Source organism: Bremerella sp. TYQ1, assembly GCF_020150455.1.
In the GTDB taxonomy this organism is placed as follows: domain Bacteria; phylum Planctomycetota; class Planctomycetia; order Pirellulales; family Pirellulaceae; genus Bremerella; species Bremerella volcania_A.
Window position 1 is genome coordinate 4,950,974 of the sequence record NZ_CP083740.1, and the last position, 22,539, is coordinate 4,973,512.

The 22,539-nt window shown below is 54.3% G+C and carries 18 protein-coding genes; 9 read left to right on the forward strand and 9 right to left on the reverse strand.

Features of this window, described 5'->3' with window-relative positions; genetic code table 11:
- Positions 1-28: 28 nt before the first annotated feature.
- The 3 genes from LA756_RS20075 to LA756_RS20085 all read left to right on the forward strand — a co-directional run bounded on the left by LA756_RS20075 (position 29) and on the right by LA756_RS20085 (position 5,955).
- Complete coding sequence (locus LA756_RS20075; RefSeq protein ID WP_224436514.1) at positions 29-3,499, forward strand: PVC-type heme-binding CxxCH protein; 3,471 nt, start codon at positions 29-31, stop codon at positions 3,497-3,499.
- Between the two features lie 119 nt (positions 3,500-3,618).
- Entirely contained in the window at positions 3,619-4,812 is a 1,194-nt protein-coding gene (locus LA756_RS20080) for a hypothetical protein (protein WP_224436515.1), read from the forward strand.
- A gap of 9 nt (positions 4,813-4,821) precedes the next feature.
- Positions 4,822-5,955 (forward strand): DUF6268 family outer membrane beta-barrel protein, encoded by a 1,134-nt coding sequence (locus LA756_RS20085; RefSeq protein WP_224436516.1) that lies wholly within the window; start codon positions 4,822-4,824, stop codon positions 5,953-5,955.
- On the opposite strand, the gene LA756_RS20090 is transcribed toward LA756_RS20085, so the two are convergent.
- The 5 genes from LA756_RS20090 to panB form a co-directional block, all read right to left on the reverse strand.
- Positions 5,952-6,413 carry a DUF4112 domain-containing protein gene (locus LA756_RS20090; RefSeq protein ID WP_224436517.1) on the reverse strand — a complete coding sequence of 154 codons (462 nt, stop codon included), beginning with the start codon at positions 6,411-6,413 and terminating at the stop codon, positions 5,952-5,954. The genes LA756_RS20085 and LA756_RS20090 overlap by 4 nt on opposite strands.
- A 214-nt stretch (positions 6,414-6,627) precedes the next feature.
- On the reverse strand, positions 6,628-7,536 hold the full coding sequence (locus LA756_RS20095) for a hypothetical protein (RefSeq protein WP_224436518.1): 909 nt from the start codon (positions 7,534-7,536) through the stop codon (positions 6,628-6,630).
- 6 nt (positions 7,537-7,542) lie between these two features.
- Complete coding sequence (locus LA756_RS27200; protein WP_261362051.1) at positions 7,543-8,454, reverse strand: YceI family protein; 912 nt, start codon at positions 8,452-8,454, stop codon at positions 7,543-7,545.
- A gap of 110 nt (positions 8,455-8,564) precedes the next feature.
- Complete coding sequence (locus LA756_RS20105) at positions 8,565-10,640, reverse strand: thioredoxin domain-containing protein (RefSeq protein ID WP_224436519.1); 2,076 nt, start codon at positions 10,638-10,640, stop codon at positions 8,565-8,567.
- 53 nt (positions 10,641-10,693) lie between these two features.
- Positions 10,694-11,503 carry a 3-methyl-2-oxobutanoate hydroxymethyltransferase gene (gene panB, locus LA756_RS20110; protein WP_224436520.1) on the reverse strand — a complete coding sequence of 270 codons (810 nt, stop codon included), beginning with the start codon at positions 11,501-11,503 and terminating at the stop codon, positions 10,694-10,696.
- Positions 11,504-11,775: 272 nt separating this feature from the next.
- Between panB and LA756_RS20115 the strand changes: the two genes are divergently transcribed.
- Complete coding sequence (locus tag LA756_RS20115) at positions 11,776-12,606, forward strand: hypothetical protein (protein WP_224436521.1); 831 nt, start codon at positions 11,776-11,778, stop codon at positions 12,604-12,606.
- 383 nt (positions 12,607-12,989) lie between these two features.
- Here the strand turns inward: LA756_RS20115 and LA756_RS20120 are convergent, their stop codons facing one another.
- The 3 genes from LA756_RS20120 to LA756_RS20130 form a co-directional block, all read right to left on the reverse strand.
- A complete protein-coding gene (locus tag LA756_RS20120) occupies positions 12,990-13,337 on the reverse strand; it encodes a hypothetical protein (RefSeq protein ID WP_224436522.1) in 348 nt (115 codons plus the stop codon).
- 9 nt (positions 13,338-13,346) lie between these two features.
- Complete coding sequence (locus LA756_RS20125) at positions 13,347-13,991, reverse strand: hypothetical protein (protein WP_224436523.1); 645 nt, start codon at positions 13,989-13,991, stop codon at positions 13,347-13,349.
- Between the two features lie 192 nt (positions 13,992-14,183).
- Positions 14,184-14,606 (reverse strand): hypothetical protein, encoded by a 423-nt coding sequence (locus LA756_RS20130; RefSeq protein ID WP_224436524.1) that lies wholly within the window; start codon positions 14,604-14,606, stop codon positions 14,184-14,186.
- A gap of 237 nt (positions 14,607-14,843) precedes the next feature.
- Here LA756_RS20130 and LA756_RS20135 point away from each other — a divergent pair, with 237 nt between their 5' ends.
- Positions 14,844-15,563: an SMI1/KNR4 family protein gene (locus tag LA756_RS20135; protein WP_224436525.1), complete on the forward strand. Its 720-nt coding sequence runs from the start codon at positions 14,844-14,846 to the stop codon at positions 15,561-15,563.
- Between the two features lie 80 nt (positions 15,564-15,643).
- Here the strand turns inward: LA756_RS20135 and LA756_RS20140 are convergent, their stop codons facing one another.
- The gene (locus LA756_RS20140; RefSeq protein WP_224436526.1) at positions 15,644-17,179 is read right to left on the reverse strand and encodes an arylsulfatase; all 1,536 of its coding nucleotides are present in this window, start codon (positions 17,177-17,179) and stop codon (positions 15,644-15,646) included.
- A gap of 346 nt (positions 17,180-17,525) precedes the next feature.
- Here LA756_RS20140 and LA756_RS20145 point away from each other — a divergent pair, with 346 nt between their 5' ends.
- The 4 genes from LA756_RS20145 to LA756_RS20160 all read left to right on the forward strand — a co-directional run bounded on the left by LA756_RS20145 (position 17,526) and on the right by LA756_RS20160 (position 22,520).
- Complete coding sequence (locus tag LA756_RS20145; RefSeq protein WP_224436527.1) at positions 17,526-18,653, forward strand: serine hydrolase; 1,128 nt, start codon at positions 17,526-17,528, stop codon at positions 18,651-18,653.
- Positions 18,654-18,692: 39 nt separating this feature from the next.
- On the forward strand, positions 18,693-19,337 hold the full coding sequence (locus tag LA756_RS20150) for a hypothetical protein (RefSeq protein WP_224436528.1): 645 nt from the start codon (positions 18,693-18,695) through the stop codon (positions 19,335-19,337).
- A 68-nt stretch (positions 19,338-19,405) separates the two neighbouring features.
- Positions 19,406-20,914: an arylsulfatase gene (locus tag LA756_RS20155; protein ID WP_224436529.1), complete on the forward strand. Its 1,509-nt coding sequence runs from the start codon at positions 19,406-19,408 to the stop codon at positions 20,912-20,914.
- Between the two features lie 76 nt (positions 20,915-20,990).
- Positions 20,991-22,520, forward strand: a complete 1,530-nt coding sequence (locus LA756_RS20160; protein WP_224436530.1) for an RtcB family protein — start codon at positions 20,991-20,993, stop codon at positions 22,518-22,520.
- Positions 22,521-22,539: the final 19 nt, after the last annotated feature.

Consider the following 22,539-nt stretch of genomic DNA (forward strand, 5'->3'; position numbering starts at 1 on the left):
CATTCATTTCGTTGAGATAAGCCTACCTATGTTTCGTTCTGCTTTTTCCCTGCTTCTGCTGTTTCTCGCCCCTGCGGCGGTGGCATTTGCCCAGCGTGATCTGAAAGTCATTCCTAATACCGATCCGGCTGAAGAACTGCGATCGTTCACCGTTGCCGATGGCTTCGAGGTCAACCTGTTTGCTTCGGAACCGATGATTGCCAGCCCGATTCAGATTAACTTCGACGCCCAAGGCCGCTTATGGGTTGCATCGAGTTCGGTCTATCCACAGATCGAGCCTGGTCAGGTCGCCGACGACAAGATCTTGATGCTGGAAGACACCAACGGAGATGGCACCGCCGACAAGTCGACTGTGTTTGCGGATGGCTTGCTGATTCCGACCGGAGTCCTGCCAGGCGATGGCGGCGTGTATGTAGCCAACAGCACCGAACTGTTGCACATGAAAGACACCGATGGCGACGGCAAAGCGGATGAAAAGCGAGTCGTTCTGTCTGGTTTTGGGACGGAAGATACGCATCACATTCTGCATACGCTCCGCTGGGGCTACGACGGGATGATGTACTTCAACCAGTCGATCTACATTCACAGCCACATCGAAACGCCACATGGTGTGCGCCGCTTGAACGCCGGCGGGATCTGGCAGTTCCGACCAGAGACGATGGAGTTGGATGTCTTTTGCCGAGGTTTCGTGAATACCTGGGGGCACCACTTCAACGACTATGGTGCCAACTTCGCCACCGATGGTGCGTACAACGAAGGGATTAACTACACGTTTCCTGGAGCCGTCTTCGTAACGGCTGCCGATTCCCGACGACTGATGCAAGGGTTGAATCCCGGCAGTCCCAAGCATTGCGGATTGGAACTGGTCGGCGGCTCGCACCTGCCGGAGGATTGGCAGACGAGCGCACTGACGAATGACTTTCGTGCCCATCGCGTTTGTCGCTTTGTGCTGGAAGAGGATGGTTCAGGGTTCGCCAGCCGTCAGGCCGAAGATGTCATCAAAGCGAGCCACGGAGCATTTCGTCCCGTCGATATCAAGATGGGACCTGATGGAGCGATTTATATCGCCGACTGGTACAACCCTATCATTCAGCATGGCGAAGTCGACTTCCGCGATCCGCGGCGTGATCACGTGCATGGTCGTATCTGGCGAGTGACCAAGAAGGACAGCCCTTTGGTCAAGCCACAAAATCTGGAAGCGGCCTCAGTCGAAGAGTTGCTCGCTGCGTTGAAATCGCCAGAGAAGTGGATTCGCACGCATGCCAAACTGCAGCTGAAATTGCGACCGCGATCCGATGTCTTAGAGCAGTTGGCAGCTTGGATACAAGAGCTTGATAAGAATGACCCCGCTGCCGCTCATCAGCGTTTGGAAGGCTTGTGGGCTTATCAGGCACTGGACGAAGTGAACGAACCTCTACTGAATGAGCTGCTGGAATCGCCGAACCATAATATTCGAGCGGCTGCCGTTCGTGTTGCGTCACAGTGGCATGATGAAGTTGCCAATCCGCTGGAGTTGTTCACCGCGGCGGTTCGGGACGAGCACCCGCGCGTGCGTCTGGAAGGGGTGCGAGCACTCGCGACCATTCCGAGTTCTCAGGCCATGATCGTTGGCCTGGAAGCAACACGCCAGCCGATGGACCGTTTTCTCGACTTCGCGGTCTGGCAATTGGTCGAAGACTTGGCACCGGTTTGGATTCCGGAACTGCAGCAAGCCGTTGCCAATAACAATGCTGACTCCGCCATTTTGAAAGATGCCAAAGCCCATCCTGAAAGTTGGGCGTTCGCGTTCGAGGCAATCCCCAATCCGGAAGTTGCCGAAGCTGCGATCCTGCTACTACCTCATGCCGACGGAAAAACATCGGCGCGACTCGTGGAACTTGCCGCGCAGCGAGGTGGATCGAAGCTGCTTGGAAACCTGCTCACATCGATCTTGCCGGGTGGAAGTCGTGCGGAGGACAATGCACAAATCGCTCCTATCTTGAAGTCGTTCTTAGTGGCCATGCAAGTTCGTAAGACGAAACCAGACGGCGAACTTTCGGCCATTGAACAACTGTATGCCTCCGATTCGCCGGAGGTGGCTGCTCTTGCATTCGATACGGCGATTGCCTGGAATGTCGCCTCTGGGGAACTGGTGCAAGCCTACGCTTCAGGGGAAAGGCCATTGCCTGCGTCCGCTCGCGTGGCGGCGGTTCGTGCGTTGGCGAAGATGCCTGGTCCGGCAACCGTTAAGCTGTTGATTCAGTTGGTGCAGGGAGAAGACGTTAGTCAGTTGGTTCGATTGGCTGCGCTGGAAAGTCTCGCGACGTTTGCACTTCCCAATGCTGCGAAGCAGGCCGCGGAACTCCTTTCTGCGGAATCGAATCCTATTCCGGCCGATGCTTTGCTGACTCCGTTTTTGAGCCGTAAGCAGGGCCAGCCTCACTTGGCGAAAGCTCTGAAGGATAAAAAGCTGCCACGCGATCAAGCACAGCTCGCTTTGCGTTCGGTTCGTAGCAGCAGCCAGGCTTCGCCAGAATTGGTTTCGGCCATACAAGCTGCTGGTGGATTGACTGAAGGTATTCGCCAATGGTCGGACGAGGAACTGGTGGAAATCACCAAGTTGGCGATGCAGTCTGGCGATCCTCATGCAGGGGAAGCAATCTTCCGTAAAGAAGCGTTGAACTGTTTCAAGTGTCACGCCATTGGTGAAGCAGGTGGAAAAGTCGGCCCGAACTTGATCAGCCTGGGGGCGAGTGCTCAGCCTGATTACATCGTGGAATCGCTGCTGCGACCGAGTGCCAAAGTGAAAGAGAACTTCCATTCGCTGGTGATCCTAACGGACGATGGCAAAGTGCAGACCGGTATTCCGGTTCGCGAAAACGATGACTTGCTGGTCCTGCGTGATGCCGAGGACCGGGAAATCGAAATCCCGCAGGAAGCGATCGAAGATCGTGCCGAGGGACGCTCGTTGATGCCGGATGGTTCGATCGATGCGTTGACGACGAAGGAAATCGTCGACTTATCGGCGTTTCTTTCCAAGCTGGGTAAGGACGAGGCGTTTTCGATCGGCAACCAGAAGTATCTGCGGTCGTGGAAGACGTTGACTTATAACAACGAATCGAATCGGGCCATCAATCGCTCCAGCAACAACACCGTCGCGGCCGGGCATCCATCGTTTGTTTGGAAGTCAATCTTTAGCCAGGTCGATGGTGGCGTGCCGCTAGCAGAGCTGCCGGTCTATCATCCGCATCGAAATCTTCCGAAGTTCTCATACTTGCAGAACGAGCTGGAGGTCGCCAACGGCGGAAGCTTCGTGCTGGCATTCGAGGGAACGGAAGGGATTTCGGTTTGGTTGGATGGCAAGCCAATTCCAACCGCTGAGAAGCTGGAAGTCTCGTGGCAGCCAGGTACCCATGTGGTGACGCTGGCGGTGAACTTAGGCGAGCGGCAGACGCCAGTCAAAGTCCGAGTTCTGGAAGAAGAGTCGAGCGGTCGACTCGCCACGGCGACAAAGAAATAAAGATCACGACGAATTCGGGGCAATCTTCCCTTGACCCATAAGTTGCCCCTTTGGTAGTTAGACGCTCCGGTCCAGCCAATTAGTATCGTCACATGTTGACGGGGGACTTGAGCGTCATCGTGAAAAAAATTTCTTATCTGCCGTCAGTCAGTTTAACTGGGTTTGTTTTGCTAGCCCTTGTCGTGCTATTGCAGACTCGGTCCGCGCATGCCCAAACGGTGGCTCCTGCTCCGGTCACAGGATCGGCGGGCGCTTCCATCCAAGGGTGGGATCCCTACTCTACGACTCCGCAATATGGATCGTATGGGCAGCCGGGCTACAGTGCTCCGAATTACGCCGCGCCGCCATCTTCCAGTTATCCACCCCCCAGCAGCTTTCCGCCGGCGCCTTCCTCGCCACCGGCAAACTTCTCGGCGGGACCTAACTCGTACTATCCTCAGCAGCAGCAACCCCTTTATCAGCCAGCTCAGCCGTTTGCTCCGCAACAGCAGCAGTATCAGATACCGTACGAACGCTTCATGGAAAATCTGGCGTTTCAGTACACCTTTCTGCCGAAGCTGAGCAACGATGCCGACACGCTGCAGATTCAGGACTTCGAGTTCTCCGTAACCGCATTGTTCCCGAACTTTTTATTCAGCGATCATCCATTATTGGTAACGCCAGGCTTTGTGCTTCACCTGTGGGATGGCCCTTCGACGATGGTGCAAGACTTGCCATCCAAAGCATACAGTGCTTACTTGGACTTGGCATGGAACCCTGAGCTGACGCCACGTTTGTATGCTGAACTTGGCTTCCGAGCAGGTTTGTACACCGACTTCGAAACGCTTAATTCCGACAGCCTGCGTTTACAGGGGCTCGGTGTCGGTAACATTCGCTTGACCCCGACGATGACGCTGAAAGCGGGTGCCGTTTACATCGATCGAATGGACAAGAAGCTATTGCCGGTGATCGGCTTGTTGTGGGAACCAGACAGTCTGACTCGATTTGACATCACGTTCCCCTACCCTCGACTTTCCAAGTATTGGACGACAGTCGGCGACCGCAAAGTTTGGTGGTATGTCGGGGGCGAATATGGCGGCGGTAGCTGGACTATTCATCGCTACGATTTCGTGGCCATGGACGACGTAAGCGACCAGATCGACATCAACGACTATCGCGTTTTCGTGGGACTCGAAGCGACTCATCCCAACCGCCTGCGAGCATATGCGGAAGTGGGATACGTTTGGGATCGAAACATTTTGTATCGTGCCCCAAACATTCCGAACCTGAAAGTAGACGACACCTTGATGATCCGTGCCGGGTTCAATTTCTAAGGCGAGGCATTGAAACAACTATCGTTTGCCGCTGCACTGATGCTGGCCTGGGGATGTTTCTCTGGGGAAGAGATCGTTCCGCGCGCGATGGCTCAGATGCAGCCATGGGCACAGCGTGGTCTTAGTACGATCGAACGCGAGTCTCCTTACCGGCCGATCGAGCGAATCCCTCCGACGGAAGTCTTTCCTGGTGGATACAAGCTACCCGACTATCCGAAAACTGGCTCCCCTGGTAATCCGGCGGTTCCGGCAACTCTCGTCTCGGAGAATCCACCCGAGCTGAGCACTCTCTCGGAAGATGTCGAAGAGTTGGACGCGTTATACCTGACCGAAGACGAGGTTTTCACGTCGCGCCCCAAGCTGAGTCCTGCGAAGAATGGAATTTTGCAATCGCTAACCATTCAAAGTACGTGGATCGCCGGCAGCGGAGATAACATCGGCATGACCGAAGTTAGTGGTAGCGCCACGCTCGGCTTTCCAGCCCCGACGCGTGAGTCTCCGTTGTTGCTGACGCCGGGCTATGGAATGTATTTCCTTGTGGGGCCAGACTCCGTCCAAGCACCAGCGACACTGTATCAAGCCTATCTGACGACACGCTGGATGTCGCAGCTTTCGCCGAAATGGGGAACGGTTTTGTCCGTCACGCCTGGGGTTTATAGCGACTTCCAGCGAACCGACAGTGATGCCTTCCGGGTAAGCGGGATGGCGTTGATGTCGTACCAATGGACCGAAACCGTCCAGTTTCTGTTTGGTGTCGTCTACTTGAATCGCGACGACTATTCGATCTTGCCGGCCGTTGGTTTGATCTGGACCCCGGACGACGATCATCGGTTGGAACTCACGTTTCCCCGCCCGCGGTACATGCAGTTGTTTTCCTATGGAGACGGCTATGAAGACTGGTGGTACGTCTCAGGTGAATTTGGCGGCGGGACATGGAGCGTCGAGCATCCCAAAGGAATGAACGATTCGCTCACGCTAAGCGACTACCGCATCATCGCAGGGATGGAGCGGAAGTCGGACGGAGGTGGCAAATCGTTTGTCGAAATCGGGTACGTCTTTGGACGCAAGTTTGAGTACAAAGACGACCCGGTCGAACTCGACATGAGCGACACGATCATGTTGCGTAGCGGCTGGTGGTATTAAGCCTTTGGGTAACGCTTCGCGAGCTCTTTCTCAAGCAGTTTCATGTTTCGGCGGTTCGCTCGGAACGTCACGTCCGCGATGTCGCCGACAAGCGGCACCAAACCAACCACGAAGTCGATCAGCACGTTCCACACCATGCGGACGAGCGTCCATCGACTTGCTCCGAGTCTGTACGCTTCCCACAGGAAATAAGCCGATACCGCCGTGGTTGCCGTGTCACCGACGATGGGGATCAGGCCGAGCACCGCGTCCCAACCAAGTTTGATGTTGGTGCCTGGCAGCGCGACGGCGTCGTCGAACAAGTGCGCGATCGTTCGCAATCGACTGACAATCTTTTCACGTTCTTCTTCAGAAACCGACGCCTGAGCCTTCTGGCCTGCCTTCTTCACCGCGCTCGGCGAATGGGGACGACGAGGCAATAAGCGTGACGAACTGGGATTGAGATATCGCATATTCATGGTTCTATTCCGGGGCTAAAGTTCCAAAGCACCCCCGAGTGCTAAACCATGATTACGCAATCGCTATACCAACGGCCTTTTGAATCGCGGGCATCTCTCTTGGTAGACTTTGACGATTGTCGTAAAGCGTCTATTCACAAGAGGTTTCGAGGGAATTCAGATATTCCCACGGTTGTCCGCACCCGAAGCTTATCTGCGATTGAGCGATAAGCTCTCACTCTGGCATTGTGGCGACAACTGCCAGGATGACACCTATGGCCGAAACCGTTGCTGCTGGAATGACTATTGCCAAACCCCGAACTAGTCCCGAGGCTTTTGCCGGCAAGAGAAACCCAATGATCGCTGAAATAAAGGGACCAGCCATCGGCAGCCAATAACTTGCCAGTGGTACGTCGCTGAATGAGTTGACTTGAGCGATTAATAAGATGCCGGCCAGATAAACGGTCAACGTCAGGCCAAGTCCGCCCAAGAGCGAACGCTTCAAAACGATTCCCGTGACCACAAGCCCCAAGCCTGCACTAAAGCTGAGACCGGCAACTTGTGCGAAACGTAAGCTTTCGGAAAGAGCCACGACGACGGCCGCCGCCAGACAGGTACCCAGCCAAACAACCGCCATTGGCCAGCCACCGTTTTCTGGAGTCCATTCGTTGGTCAGCGAAATGACCAAGACGCCCACACACCAACATGCCAGGTATGGTGTGTAAGAAGGCTCGAGCCCTTCCCAAGTCGGCATCAATACGTAACCGACCAACCCAACGATCGCTGCATAACCGATCGGCAAGCCAATCCAGTGGACAAGCGAGTGCCAACGAAAGAAGTCGAGCAGCGAGGCCGTCACGGCTGCCAATACAACGCCTAGCGGCAACCACTCGTAATGGGCATCAGGCACCCAAGGGCCGAGGCTCAACATGAAGTAACCAACTGCTGCCGCGACCACCAGCGGCAGACAGGTTTCCATTGCGAAGGCAACCGAACGCTGCGGTGGCAGATCCTCCTCTTCTATCGACGGAGAACTGCCTGGTCGAAATCGATCGAAAACGATTGCTAAGACAAAGCGGAGCCCGGCCGCAATAAGTATCGGTGCGGCGAGGCCCCAGAGCAAATCATTCAGCGTAAACGGCATAGCGTTCTATTTGCCTACTTTGATCGTCATGGTGACGTCTTTATGAACTTTGTCCGGGCTGTAGTCCATGCCGAATTCGACGCGATCGATAACGAATTCCGCATCCAGCTTAATATCGTCGCCGATGGTTACCGTGGCTGGGAAGGTTATCGATTTGGTCGTGCCGAGCATCGTCAAGTCGCCGGTGATTTCGACTTTGCCGTCATCGCCTGGCTTGATCGATTTGGAGACAAACTTTGCTTCGGGATGTTGGCGAACGTCGAAGAAGTCGGGGCTTTTCAGGTGGTTGGTCAGCTTCTCGATGTCGGTTTCCAGAGAAACGGTTTCAATGTCGACGGTGACTTCGGTGAGCTTGCCGTCGGCGGCTTTGGCCGTTCCGCTGAATTTGCTGAACTTGCCGGTTCGTGGGTCAGGCTCATCGCCGACATGCGTTCCGACAAACTGAATCAGCGTGTTATCAGGCGTCAGCGAAGTTTCGACGGGACCAGCTGGCTTTGCTTCTTCCGGCTTCTTCATTTCTGCTTCGGCGGCAGCTTCGGGCTTCTCTTCCAGCAAGCCTTCCACCTCGTCCGCGGGCGTAGGCTGAGCAGCCGATTCCGGGCTGGCTTCTTCACTGGCCGCTGCTTCAGGCTTTGCTTCCGGGGCCGGAGCTGGCTTCTCTTCGGCAGGTTTCGTCGGAGCCGTTTCCATTGGAGGAGCGGCTTCTTCTTCCTTCATTTCCGGGGCAGCTACCGCTGGCTTAACTTCCTCAGCTGGCGTTTCTTTTTCAACCGGTGCAGGAATCGTTTCATTGGTTGCGGCCGGAGCGGCTGTTTCGTTCGTGCTGGATGGGCCAGCAGGGTCTGCGTCTCCCGCTGGCGGCTTGCAGCCGAGACAAGCGATCGACAAGACAATGAACAGACCAAAAATGCGTGTCATCGTACTCTCCCTTGTGGAGTGAAAGGTGCCGGCGCGCGGCCAGGCGTGGATGGGTTGGCAAGCAAACGAGCATGCGAATCGAAGACGCTGCCGTTGGAAGTCTTCCGCTATTAAACCACACCGCTTGAGCGGTTGCCATTCGAGGCCAAGCCGTCGAGGAATTGTTCCGTCGATACTGGGGCATTGCACTGAAAGTTCTCGCAGACGTAAACCATCGTTTGCCCATCTTTAGGAACTTTACCCGCGGTCAAGCCACCTAGCAGTTCGCTGGCTTCTTCACCGTCGATGGTTGCCGCCAATAGCGTGTTAGGACGATAGGCGGAGTGGAACGCCTGAACGGTTTGTTGCAGCGATTCACGATCAGTCGCCGCAATAACAATCTCTTGCCCTGGCTGTTTCAGGAAGTGATAAGCCACCAAAAGTTGTGCGGCGGCGAGAGGATGCTTCTGCAAAATCTCGGCCCCAGCGGCGACCGTCGCTTCGGCGAGCTTTAGGTATTCGGCTTCACCGAGCAGCTTGCCAAGTTTCGCCAAAACCAAAGCGGCGGTACCGTTTCCGCTTGGGACGCTTTGATCGTAGAAGTCCTTATTCCGGGCAATAAGCTGCTCGTGATCGTCCGCGGTATAGAAGAAGCCGCCAGCTTCGTGATCGTAAAAGTGCTTAATCGCCGTGTCGATGAGTTCCTGCGATTGCTTGAGCCATTCGGTTTCCAACGTTGCTTCATACAATGCGAACAAGGCCGAAGCGAGGTAAACGTAATCGTCCAAATAGGCTGGCAGTTTCGCGGCACCATGTCGGTAGGTATGCAGCAAACGGCCGGTGTCGTCTTGCATCGAATTCATAACGAATCGTGCGGCCTGTTTGGCGGCTTCGATGTAACGAGGCTCTGCAAATGCGGCTCCTGCTTTGGCGAACGCCTCGATCATCAGGCCGTTCCAACTCGCGAGAATTTTGTCGTCTTTCCCCGGACGAATGCGACGGCAACGTGCGTTGAAGAGGACTTCGCGAGCTTTGTTCATTTCGTCGCGCAGTTCATCTTCGGTCGTCTGAAAGTCGCGAGCATACTCGGCAAATGGTTTCTTCAAACGAGGAATATTGTTTCCTTCGAAGTTGCCTGACTCGGTGATGTCGTAGACGCGACGAAAGCGTTCCGCGACCATTGTGTCACCTAGTAACTCGTCGACTTCATGGGGCGTCCAAACATAGAACTTGCCTTCTTCCCCTTCGCTGTCGGCATCTTCGGTGCTGTGGAAACCTCCTTGCTCGTCGGTCATGTCACGCAAGATATAATCGCAAGATTCCCTCGCGACTCGTGCATAGCTGGCATCGCCGGTCAGGCGGTATGCGTCGACGTAGTTGCTGACAAGCAGAGCATTGTCGTACAACATTTTCTCGAAGTGAGGAACTAGCCAATAGGTATCGACACTGTACCGAGCGAACCCGCCGCCGAGGTGATCGTAGATGCCACCCATCGCCATTTTGTCGAGGGTAGTCGTCACCATCGTGAGAAGTTTTTCTTCCTGCGTATCAACAAACTGCCGCAGCAAAAGATCGACATTCATCGTGTGCGGAAATTTGGGAGCGGAACCAAAGCCGCCATGTTGCGGATCGAACGATTGCTCCATCTGCCGAATCGCAAGCGGTAGTGCGTCTGGCGAAATTGACGAAGACTCGCTTGTGCCAGAGCCGATCTGCTGTAGTCGCTCCGTGAGAAGTCTCGATTGCTGGAACGCCATGTCCCGTTTGTTTTGCCAGGCATCGATTACTGCCTTCAACACTTGATCGAACCCTGGCATGCCGCGCATGGCAGTTGGCGGCCAGTAGGTTCCGCCAAAGAACGGCATCAACTCAGGCGTCAGGAACACCGACATCGGCCAGCCTCCTTGCCCGGTGAGTAGCTGCACGGCGTTCATATAAATTTGATCGAGGTCAGGGCGTTCTTCGCGGTCGACTTTGATGCAGACGAAGTGCTCGTTCAGAAAGTCGGCGATCTCTTGTGACTCGAAGCTTTCATGCTCCATCACGTGACACCAGTGGCACGCCGAATACCCGATGGAAAGAAAGATCGGCTTTTCTTCCTGCTTCGACTTTTCGAGAGCTTCTGGTCCCCAGGGAAACCAATCAACAGGATTGTTGGCATGCTGTAAGAGATAGGGACTCGATTCTTGGGCGAGACGGTTCGGCATGATCCGTACTCCTTCCGCGCGACGTGCGCCGCACTGTTAAGTTGGCGATGGGTTTAGCGGAACGACTGAGCCTGGCCGGGGAACTCGCCCGACCGAACTTCGTCGCAATATTGCCGCACGGCGTTGGTAATTGTTTCGCCGATGTTGGCGTATTGCTTCACAAACTTGGGGACGTGCCCTTCAGTTAAACCGAGCATGTCGTTTAGAACGAGAACCTGGCCGTCGCATTCTTTTCCGGCACCGATTCCGATGGTCGGAATGTCCAGCATGGCCGTGATTTCGGCGGCGTCGGTTTGCGGAATGCATTCCAGAACGATGCTAAACGCTCCGGCGTCTGCGGCGGCCTTTGCGTCGTTAATAAGTCGATCGCGATCGCGTTGAACGCGGTAACCTCCCATTTGGTGAACTAGTTGCGGCCGAAGGCCAATGTGGGCCATGACGGGAATTCCCGCGTTAACCAAGCCCGAGATCACCTCGGCTTGGTCAGCACCACCTTCAAGTTTGACCGCTTGAGCTCCGGTTTCCTTGAGGATTCGCCCGGCGTTGCGAATGGCTTCATGTACGCCCAAAAGGTTTGATGGGAAGGGCATATCGACAATTACTAGCGCATTAGATACTGCCCTGGTGACCATCTCGGCATGGTAAATCATCTCGTCCAGCGTAACGGGAATGGTTGAATCGTGTCCTTGAACGACCATCGATAGCGTGTCGCCGACCAAAATGGCGTCGATGCCGGCCTGATCGACCAAACGAGCCATCGGATAGTCGTAAGCCGTTACGACGCTTAGCTTTTTGCCTTCTGACTTGCAGGCAACGAACTGAGGGACGGTAAGACGCGATTTGCCGCGCGGTGGGGTGGACATCTGCCTGGGCCTTTTTGCATTGCAAGTATTGAACCTGTCAGCACTTATTTTCACCGTACACTGTTCAACCGGCAACCGCCAAAGGGTGAAGACTTGCTCAACGCTCGTTAAAAAGAAGGTGTACGCTTGTGCATGTTTTGCGTATAATGGAGTAATCTGCCCGAGCATTCTTTGCTGACGGGAAAAAATTGGCTTTTCGCCTCTCGAATCGTTATCCTGAAGACACAACAGCCTTCCTCGCTTTTCCTTCTCCCGATTTGGTCAGGACTTCCATGCATCGCCAAATTGCTTGTCTTAGCAAAGCCGCCCTCTTTTCACTGGCGGTCGTTACTTTCGCAATCCCCGTTAATGCTCAAAACCCGAATCAGCCTCAGCAGGGGATGCCCAACTTCCAAGGCCGACCAGGGCAGAAACAGGAAAAGACCAATCTGACCGGCACGCTCACCGCGGCAGCGGCTCCGCTGATCAAATTGAAGCCGGAAAAGGGCAACCAGGAATGGACGATTCGCGTCGATTCCAAGCCGGAAGAAATCGTCGTCCGCGGCGAAGCAGAAAAAGGCTGGGTCAAGCCAGGCATGTTCGTGCACTTCGATGCGACGCTCGACAAGAAAGGCGTCGGTCAATCTCCCGTAAGCGAAGTCAGCGTCTTCACGCCTACGCCGCAGTTGGAATTGGGCGTCACCGAAAATGGTGCGTTGCCTGACTTCTCTGCCGTTGGGTCAGAAGAAGAGCCTGCCGAGAAGTCGGACGAAGAGGTCTCGAAGTTTACTGTCGTCGGTCGACTCTCAGGCGTCGCTCGTGACGGCAAGTGGAGCGTCACCGCTGGCCGCGCCAAAGTCACCGTCGAAGTGGCCGAAGATGCAAAGATCAGCGTCGAATTGCCAGACCCTCGATTGATCAGCATGGGTGACACCGTCAAAGGCACCGTCTACTATTACAACCAAGGCGTTGGTGTCATGAAAGGCGAAGTCGAAGTCGAAGCAGCCAAGCCATTCGCCGCTCCGGAAGACCCACGCGAAGCACGCCGCAATCGCCGCAGTCGAGACAAAGAAGACAACGCGCCCGTCAACCCGGCGGAAGCGAAGAGTATATTCGATATGTAGTAGCCACCCAGCATCTCAAAAGGATGCTCGGCCAGGTGAACCGGAGGGGGAGGTCGTTACGACCTCCCCTTTTTTTATGCGCCATACAGCGGCCCAATCCGCGTCGATGCCCAAGCAAAGCCGAGCAAAATTCACCCCAAATCAGCATGCCGCCATCACCAAAGTGTCCAACACGCCAACCACCCACGATCGCAAATTCAACGTAGGGTGCGTCTCGACGAACCAGCCCAAGTAAACGCTTGTCTCAACTAAACTCGCAGCAGCGAAAACAAGCGTGCAATCAGACCGCCGCAGATCTGCATTGAGTCGTAGCACGATTTGGTCGTAGAAGGTGTTCACGTTGGGGTTTTTAATTCAATCGTCAGGACAGCGAAACCGAGGTTTTATCCGTAGACGTATTTGACAGGGTTTTGGTCGAAATCAACATCGCAGTTGATTATGCTCGCATCAAAAAAGCGAAGGATAAGGCGGCCATCTTCGCGGCGTTCACTTGCTGGATCAAAGATCGCATTGATCATTTGAGTGCCATCCCAGTTCACAACTTGAACGTTAGTAAGATCACGCTCTTTGTCTGCAGCGATAACCCAAGCCGGAGATTCACCCTTGGAAAGTAGCTCAAGTAAATTGTCACGAGTTCGTACTTGAATAGTGAGTTTAGGCACGGCGGAAGACTTTCTCTTGTGTGTTTTCAGGGAACGAGCAACCAATAGATTTTCAATCTTCGTTTCCAAGGAGCAAAGTTATAGCGTATTGGTTCTATTTCGGAAGGCTCGAATCGCGTCTATCATTTCGGGGATCTCGCCCAAGCCTGCCCAGGATTTTGGTACTAAGAACATGTTTTTTGGATGCATGAAACGCATGAAATGTTCCTTGAGTATCGAGATTTTAATTTCTCTTAGATCACACTGCTTTTTGAGGCCAATCGGCTCAATATGCGCTAATTTCCAACCGACTCGATTCAGGTTTTCTGTCCTGCTAAGAGAGTAGCGATACGTGGCGCGGTTGCGCTCTATTGATTTGAGGATCATTGCCACAGGGATTCGGTCGGCATTGATTAATTCCTGAATCTCATTGATCGTCGGACATTTACCCTGCAACGCAAGAGAATACACCCATTGTGCAGGGCTGTTGTCAACAGGAATCAATTTGCGACCTGACGTATGAACAACAACTTGTCCGCGGCCAACGGATGCTTTGCGGATGAACAAGGGAAGATTGGAGTCGGCAATCCAACTTAGAATTAGCTGTTCCCATAATGTCTCGAACGTGGCATCTGGCGTTGGACGTAGTGTAGAACTAGCCCATGCACCTGCAAATTTCTTAAGTGGGCTGAGTAGGTCGTCGGATAGCAACTTGGGACAAGTAGGTAGTTGCTGAGTTTCCACTGTAGAGGCTTTCGTGGTTTAGATATTTGATCGATTGATAGTCGTACAACCTGAATTATTTAAACATGGATGAAAAGATTACGGGTGCTTAATTTAATACACTAGGTGTGTTCATTTGTATTCTAATCAGGCGTTTTTGGTCGAATCGTTAGTAAAGCATTATTTGTCCTCGACGCACCCTACGTCTCGTTATCATTCTTCGATATCGAAAGTTTCGCTGGTCCATGAAATTTGTCGTTCGGCGTCGGTGAACTTCCAGGTCGAGAAAACGCAGGCGTACGATTCGGCTACGTCGCACATGAATTCGACCCAGGCGATGCCGCGTTCGGGGCTGATGCCATCGACCGCGCAAGGGTAGATGGTTCCTTCCGCGTTCCAGTAATCCTTCTCTGGTCGTTCGATGACCGTCATGGTGTAGTTCTCGGACAACTGCTCCGCGAGATCCTCGACATCGGCTTCATCATTGCCGAAATGAAGGAAGTCGATCGTGAGAAGCGTTTCGTCGGTGACGCCGTCAGCCGACATCTGTTCGTGCAGAGCCTTCGCTTGGGCAATCCGGCGCTGCCGAATTCGGGCGTAGTAGTCAGTCCAAATCTGTTGGGGATCTTCCGTCATCAATCAACCATTGCGATCTAAAAAACTCGTGGGGCTCGTTTCGCGGCAACATTGCTGCGAGACGTTTATCGCCACCCCAAACGCGCGGTAGCGAAAACCGATGTGCAATCAGGCCTTCCGCCATCTACATTAATGTCTATTAGAACGTATTTCGCTAAGACGTGTTGGTTCGCGTTGCCGTCAGCCCTCTGTTCTGCCACGCACTGAACAGGTTTTAGTTTTTAATAGGTAAACATCATGCCGGAAGGGATTGTCGTTGAAGATCAGTTTCCTCGTTTGGACGAGGAGGTACTAACGAGAATTGAAGAGGTGCTTAACGAACGTTTCGGCTACCCCACAATGCCGAGCGACTTCAAGGAATTCTTGTTAAAGCATAACGGGTGCCGGCTTACTGCTACGGAATCGGATGCCGAAGTTGGCATCTCGATAGACGTTCCTTTTTTGGAAGAAGTGCCCGTGGCAGGCATTTTTGGCATTTGGCTGCCTCGTTTCGAAGGGCAGGTTCCGCTGCACGATGATTGGCCGGAGTTGTTCGCCTCCAACGAGAATTCCAAAGAAAACTTTGATGTTCTGCCAGACAAGATGATGTCGTTTGCCTACGAGCACCGCGACTCCGGCAGCCTGTTTGCGATGTCGGTCGATCCAAGAGACTATGGCATCGTCTATTTCTATTACGATCAGCACCTCTATTCCATCTTTGGTCAAAAGCGTTCGCAAGAGATCTCCGGCGAGTGTTACTATGGCCGAGCGATGCGAGCCGTGCTGGAGAAACATGGCGTCGCCGAAAAGCAAATCAAGAGGTTCGAGGTCTACGGCGAAGTGAGCTTAAACAAGATAATGAACGACCCTGCTGAGCTTTCAGACGAATGCCTCTTTGAACTTGGTCGGGCCATGTTCATTCCGGTAGCTCCATCATTCGATGCGTTCATGAACCGCTTGCAGAAACTTCACCGATAGGTGCCGGATGCCGAGCGTAACAAGGGACGCGGCTTTACAGCTTCGCGTCCCTTGAAGAATTATTGAGTGGTGTCCTGGGGTTATTTGCCAGGAGCAGCCGGTGTACTGAGGGCTTCCAAGGCTTCGCCAACGGTGAATGTGGAAGGCTTCTGGCGAGGCGGAAATTCCTTGAAGGTTTCCATCACGCGGGCAACTTCCTGTTGAACAGGGACGAGAACGTAGGCGCGGCGGTACCACCAGTCGTTGTAGTTCATCCCTTCGTCACCGCGTTCGCCTGGATCGATCTTAAGATCGAAGAAGATAGGAGCACGTAGTGTGGTGAACGGATGTCGCCAGACATCGATGCCGGTCGCTTCCTGGATCATGAAGTGGGCTTTGATTCGCTTGTCGCGGACAGCCAGTAGGTCGCCGTCGTCGCTGAAATACATGAATCCTGGGCGTGCACTTTTATCTGTCTTGCCGGCGAAGTAGTCTGATTGGTCGAAGCCATCGAGGTGGACTTTGTAGGTCTTGTCGCCAGCTTTATGGCCTTCGAGCAGCTTCTTCTTGATATCGGGTTCGCCTGCCGCGGTTAGCAGCGTTGGCATCCAATCTTCCCCAGCGACGAGATCGGTGAACTTACTGCCGGGTTCGACCGTGCCAGGCCAACGGATCAACGCCGGCACGCGCCAGCCACCGTCCCAGTTCGTATTCTTTTCACCGCGGAATGGCGTTGACCCGGCATCCGGGAAAAGGCAAACCATCGGGCCGTTGTCGGTCGTGTACACGACGATCGTGTTCTCGGCGATTCCAAGTTCGTCCACGTAGTCGAGCAGCTGTCCAACGATCGCGTCGTGTTCCACCATCCCGTCGGCGTAGAAGCCGAGACCTGTCTTGCCAGCAAACTTTTCGCCAACGTGCGTAAAGTTGTGCATGCGCGTCGTGTTGAACCAACAGAAAAATGGTTTGTCGGCCTTGGTCGCGCGATCGAGGAAGTCCTTCGCTTTGCCGAGAACTTCTTCATCGATGGTTTCCATTCGTTTCTTGGTGAGCGGTCCGGTGTCTTGAATCTTTCCGTCCGAGGTGCTGTGAATTACGCCACGGGGGCCATATTTCTTACGGAACTCAGGTGACTTCGGATAGTCTGCGTTCTCTGGCTCTTCCTCCGCATTGAGATGGTAGAGGTTACCGTAGAATTCGTCGAAGCCGTGGTTCGTCGGTAGGAACTCGTCCTTATCGCCGAGGTGGTTCTTACCGAATTGACCGGTCATGTAGCCAAGCGGTTTGAGTAGTTCGGCAATGGTCGGATCTTCAGGCTGAAGGCCTAAGTCGGCCCCTGGAAGGCCCACTTTCGACAGCCCCGTGCGGAACGGCATCTGCCCGGTGATGAAAGCGGACCGTCCGGCGGTACAGCTTTGCTGAGCATAGTAGCAAGTAAACTTGGCGCCTTCTTTCGCTAGTCGATCGATGTTAGGCGTTTCGTAACCCATGAGCCCATCATTGAAAGAGCTAATGTTCCAGTAGCCGACGTCATCTCCGAAGATGATCAAGATATTCGGCTTCTCTGCCGCAGAAATGCTAGGTGTAAGAAACGCTATTAATACAAACGAGCTGAAGATCTGCAGAAGTGATCTCATGTTGTTTCCCCCGATTTCCTGGGTTGTTAAAAGACGAGAGTGTCTCGGAAATGCAGCTGGCAACTTTAAGTCTACGCCGCTGCTTGACACGCCGCAAACATTTGCATTTGCGGTTGGATTAAGATTCTGAGTTTGAAAATGCGTCGCGTTGTCTGTGATGTGATTGCGCTTTTTAGACGTACGCGATCGACAAAGCGTGATCGATAGTCACGTTACAAACGGGATAACCGTTCTTGGAATTGAACTTGAATCGCGGCAGGCGTTGGTCTGCACCGTGCTTATTTCGTGGAAGGGGTAGACTTGGCGAGTGGTCTTGGGGCGTGGCTTCTTTCAAAGGTAGAAAACGATGAGTTGGCAACTTTCGCGTCGCGAGTGGATGGGAACCGCGGGAGCGTTGGCCTGGGGTGGTTTGGCTTGGGGCGACCAGCAAGACGAGGCGGCCGGACTGAAAGAGTTGCTTGACGGCGAGTTTCAAAAACATGACTTGAAGGCGTTGCTGTGCGGCGTATGGCGCGGCAAGCAGCAAGTCCTGAAAACGGCGATCGGCGAATCGATGACGTCGGTGCCAGCCACCACCGATATGCATTTGCGCGTCGGCGGTGTGACGCTAACATGCGTCTGCGTGGTTTTGTTGCAGATGGTCGATCGCGGCCTGGTAACGCTCGACACGCCGATTGCTCAGTGGTATCCGAAGCTGCCTCATGCCGATCAGGTGACGTTGCGGATGTTGGCGAACTGCACGGCTGGTTATCCCGATTACGTTCCGATGGCGACGTTTGAAGATGCGTTTGAAAAGAACCCGTTCCGGCAATGGACGCCGCAAGAGCTGATCGACATCGCCATGCAAACGCCGTCTCATTATGCGCCTGGCAAAGGGTGGAACTATTCGCATACCAACTTCGTGATTCTGGGCGAGATTCTCGAAAAGATTGCCGATAAGCCGATGGCGAAGTTGATTGAGGAAAACATCACTCGGCCACTGGGGCTGAAGCAAACGGTTTATTGCGATACTCCGCAGATCCCTCGACCGGTGCTGCATGCATTCACTACCGAACGTGGCAAGTACGAAGAGTCGACATTCTGGAATCCGTCCTGGACGTCGCACTCTGGCTTGATGACCTCAACGCTGGGTGACATGGGCACGCTGGCCGCCGCAATCGGAGCCGGCAAGCTGCTGAAGAAGGAGACCCGTGCTGAAATGACCGCACCGACGACCGTAGGGCTGGGGATCAATCAAGAGAACCTATACTACGCGATGGGCATCGGTGTGATGGATGACTGGCTCGTACAGAACCCACGCTTCGGTGGCTACACGGTGCTGTTTGCCAACCTACCGGAGGAAGACCTGACGGTGATCGTCGCGAACACGCTGGGCCCCAAGGCCTCGCCGGATATTGCCTACGCGACGCTAATCTTCAAAGAGATCGTCAAACGACTCACACCGCAGCATTTGATCCCCGAGATGGTGAAGTAAACGGTCCGGCGATAGGAAATCGTTGCGGCGATGGGTGGGATGCCGTATCTTGACGCGGAGCGAGAACTTGTCGTTTGTTTCTGGTTTGCGCGTGAAGGGGGAGATGCCATGAAGTCGAAGCCTGTCGTGATTGGTTTGGTGGGCTTGGTGGTTGTGGGGGCTGCGTCGGCGTTGGCTTTTGGTTGGTTGACTTCGCCGCTGGGTGGCAATCAGGAAGTGACCATCGGCCCGCATACAGTCGTTTCGCATCCCACCAAAAATGTGGTGCCGGCAAGGGACGTGCTGGATGAAGCGACGGTCCAGCCGAGCCCTGAGTTTCTGGTCGAATATGCGTTCGGCAGCGGAACCGATGGGTTCGATATCTTGAAAGTACACGCCGATGGTTCGGCCGAGTTTCAGTACTGGGACAGTTCCGGCGAACGGACGGTGCAGAAGACTACCCAGTTTCAGGTCTCGTCCAATCAACTGGAAAAGATCTGCGCGAAACTGAATCAGTCAAAGTTTATGGCGTTAGATAACGAGTACCATGCTGACCCTCCGCAGGGAACGCAAATCGCGATCACCGTTGTGTCTGGCCATGTCGAGAAGGAAGTCTTCTGTATGAACCACTTCCCAGTGGCTGTCGTGCAAGTGGCCGATTATCTTGAAAAAGAGATCATCGAACCGAATCGCGGCGGTTCGTAAGTGCCCCCCCTCCCCTGCTCGCTTCCCTGCCTGAATGTTCGCCCCGCCTCCAAAAGGAAAGTTCCCTCATGCGTAACGCGCTGCTAGTTGGTTTGATTGTCGTTCTGGGAAGCCTTTGCCCGAGCGTGTCGCTTTCGGCGGAAGAGTCGCGGCCGAATATTGTGCTGATCATGTGCGACGACATGGGCTTTTCGGATATCGGCTGCTACGGAGGCGAAATCGACACGCCGAATCTCGACAAGCTGGCCGAAAGTGGAATGCGGTTTCGCACGTTCTATAACAACGCCAAGTGCGAACATACGCGGGCATCGCTGCTGACTGGGCGATGGTGGCACCACGTAGGGGCTTCGCCGAGTGTCGTTTACAAGGCTCCTACGTTTGGCGAACGGATGCGCGACGCAGGCTATCGCACATTGATGGTTGGCAAGTGGCACGCTGGGCAAACGCCTTACCAGCGTGGGTTCGATCGTTACTACGGTTTGACCGATGGCTGCTGCAACTTCTGGAACCCTGGGCATGCGCGGCCTGACGAACCGGAGCCGGCCAAGAAGCGAGTCCGCCGCTGGGCGATCGACGATCAAGAGTTCAAGCCGTTCACGCCGGACACGAAGGACTTCTACACAACCGATGCGTTTACCGATCATGCCGTCGAATATCTGGAAACCTACAAGGACGAAACCGAACCGTTTCTGCTGTATGTTGCCTATACGGCGCCTCACTATCCGCTGCATGCCAGCGAAGAAGACGTGGCCAAGTATCGCGGCAAATATAAAACGGTTGGCTGGGATCAGCTGCGGGAAGAGCGTTTTTCCCGGCAGCAGAAGTTGGGCGTGCTGCCGGCCAATGCCACGCTTTCACCACGTGATCCCGACTTACCATCTTGGGATTCGATTGCCCAAAAAGATCGTGATTGGTGGGATCTTCGTATGGCGACCTATGCCGCGATGATCGATCGGATGGACCGCAACATCGGACGCATTCTGGAAAAGCTGGAAGCGATCGGCAAAGCGGACAACACGGTGATTTTCTTTTTGTCAGACAACGGGGCCTGCGAGGACTCCGCCGACCGCTCGACGGTAAAAGGAGCGATGCCATGGGAAGTGACCAGTTATCTGACGCAGGGGCGGACGTGGGCGAACGCCTCGAACACGCCTTATCGCAAGTACAAAACGACCGACTATGAAGGGGGCACGCGAACTCCGATGATCGCGTGGTGGCCCAAGAAGATCGAAGCGGGGACTTTCACCCAGCAGCCAGGCCACTTGATCGACTTCATGCCGACGATGTTGCAATTGGCTGGTGCGGAAGTGACCGACGAGTTGCCAGGCCATTCGTTGGTGCCGACCCTCGAAGGAAAATCGGTTGACCGCCCCTGGCCATTATTCTGGCAATTCGGCAAAGCCCAGGCGATTCGCGACCAGCAATGGAAGTTGGTCAAATATGGCAAAGGCGACTGGGAACTCTACAACTTGGAAGAAGACCCTACCGAGCTAAACGACCTGGCTGATGAGAAGCCTGAGGTTGTTCAACAGCTAAACGAGAAGTGGTCGGCCTGGTGGAAGGATAAGGGGAAGTAGATTCCCAAGCGAGGCGAACCTGGGCAGGACGTGCGTGTCTCACTGCCAACTTTCTATTGAGGAGCCTAGGGGATGCATGTCTTTGAATGAACTGAAACGAATCGACGCGAATCGGTTGGAACTTGCCAATCCGTATGGCCTGGATGTCACAATCTTTGCCAACCAGCAAGTTCCCATTGAAGCAGTCGCGGTGCGTGAACTGCTGTCGATGTTGCAGCTGCAAGAGACGCTTGAGTCGGTTTATCAGGCCTGCCCCGCTCAATTTCGTGAAGAACCCCGAATTGAACGCATCGCAGTAACGCCTGATTTTCATAAGGCACGCGGAATTCCTGTCGGCACCATTCTGGAAACGACAGGTTTTATCGTTCCCCAGGCCATCGGCAACGACATCAATTGCGGCATGCGGCTGCATCGGACAAGCCTCGATGCCGAGATGGTTCAATCGTCTGCCGATCAGTTGGAGAGTGCGTGTCGATCGATGTTCTTCGAGGCCGGCCGACGAATTCCGATGGCTTGGGAGCATCGGGAGTCGCTATTGCTCTCGGGTATCGAGGGTTTGTTCGCGTCGGTCGACCGATCGTTCGACGAAGGTCTGTGGAGCTACTTTCATCGAACCGATCGTGAAGAGACGTTGTCGAGAATCGATCGACGCGGTCATCTTTCAGCGAACAAGATCCATGGGCTGGACGACTTTCGAGGAGAGCGAAGCCGACTGCATCGAGACAGCCAGATTGGTTCGATCGGAGGTGGCAATCACTTTGTCGAGTTTCAAAAGGTCGAGCGAATCCTTGATGGCCAGATTGCCCATGCCTGGGGGCTGGAGCCGGGAATGGTAACCGTGATGGTTCATACCGGAAGCGTTTCTATCGGCTATGCGAGCGGAAGTTTCTATCGCGATCAAGTTCGTCAGCGACATCCTGCCGGCGTCGTTCAGCCTGAGAATGGGATCTTTCTGCTTCCGCTAGGAGCATGCGATCAGAAAGCGGAGTCGGCGTTTTGGAATGCGATGCACAATGCAGCCAACTTTGCCTACGCCAATCGAAGGTTTCTAGGATTGATGGCGTGGGCAAGCCTGGAAAAGTGCTTGGGCGAGACGCGTTTCGATTTGCTGTACGACGCACCGCACAACATGATTTGGAAAGAGTCGCGTGATGGTCGCGAGACATACGTCCACCGAAAAGGGGCTTGTCCGGCACGGGGCTATGAAGCGATGTCTGAAACGCCGTTTGCTTATTATGGCGAGCCGGTCTTGGTACCAGGATCGATGGGAGCGAGCAGCTATGTGCTTGCCGGAAATGGCTTCGCCGGCAGCATTCAGAGTGCTGCACATGGAGCTGGTCGAGCGATTTCGCGAGGAGCATCGATGAAAGGATTCGACCGCGAGTTCGAACGGTTTTTGGACGAGTTTCGCGTCGTCACTCCGGTCGACTTCCGTCGTCAAGAGATTCGTCAGCGAAGCGATATCGTGCAGAAGAAGCTGGCCGATTTAAGACAGGAAGCTCCGTTTGCGTACAAGGGAATTGGCCCGGTCATTGAAACGATCCAGGAATCTGGCATGGCTCGACCGGTCGTGGAGCTGAAACCATTGATGACCGTGAAAGGGTGAATTGATTGCCTTCAATCTG

Coding starts and splice junctions, on each gene's coding strand:
- LA756_RS20075 (WP_224436514.1), top strand. CDS start 29: ATGTTTCGTTCTGCTTTTTCCCTGCTTCTGCTGTTTCTCGCCCCTGCG.
- LA756_RS20090 (WP_224436517.1), bottom strand. CDS start 6,413: ATGAATATGCGATATCTCAATCCCAGTTCGTCACGCTTATTGCCTCGT.
- LA756_RS20095 (WP_224436518.1), bottom strand. CDS start 7,536: ATGCCGTTTACGCTGAATGATTTGCTCTGGGGCCTCGCCGCACCGATA.
- LA756_RS27200 (WP_261362051.1), bottom strand. CDS start 8,454: ATGACACGCATTTTTGGTCTGTTCATTGTCTTGTCGATCGCTTGTCTC.
- LA756_RS20105 (WP_224436519.1), bottom strand. CDS start 10,640: ATGCCGAACCGTCTCGCCCAAGAATCGAGTCCCTATCTCTTACAGCAT.
- panB (WP_224436520.1), bottom strand. CDS start 11,503: ATGTCCACCCCACCGCGCGGCAAATCGCGTCTTACCGTCCCTCAGTTC.
- LA756_RS20115 (WP_224436521.1), top strand. CDS start 11,776: ATGCATCGCCAAATTGCTTGTCTTAGCAAAGCCGCCCTCTTTTCACTG.
- LA756_RS20130 (WP_224436524.1), bottom strand. CDS start 14,606: ATGACGGAAGATCCCCAACAGATTTGGACTGACTACTACGCCCGAATT.
- LA756_RS20135 (WP_224436525.1), top strand. CDS start 14,844: ATGCCGGAAGGGATTGTCGTTGAAGATCAGTTTCCTCGTTTGGACGAG.
- LA756_RS20140 (WP_224436526.1), bottom strand. CDS start 17,179: ATGAGATCACTTCTGCAGATCTTCAGCTCGTTTGTATTAATAGCGTTT.
- LA756_RS20145 (WP_224436527.1), top strand. CDS start 17,526: ATGAGTTGGCAACTTTCGCGTCGCGAGTGGATGGGAACCGCGGGAGCG.
- LA756_RS20150 (WP_224436528.1), top strand. CDS start 18,693: ATGCCGTATCTTGACGCGGAGCGAGAACTTGTCGTTTGTTTCTGGTTT.
- LA756_RS20155 (WP_224436529.1), top strand. CDS start 19,406: ATGCGTAACGCGCTGCTAGTTGGTTTGATTGTCGTTCTGGGAAGCCTT.
- LA756_RS20160 (WP_224436530.1), top strand. CDS start 20,991: ATGTCTTTGAATGAACTGAAACGAATCGACGCGAATCGGTTGGAACTT.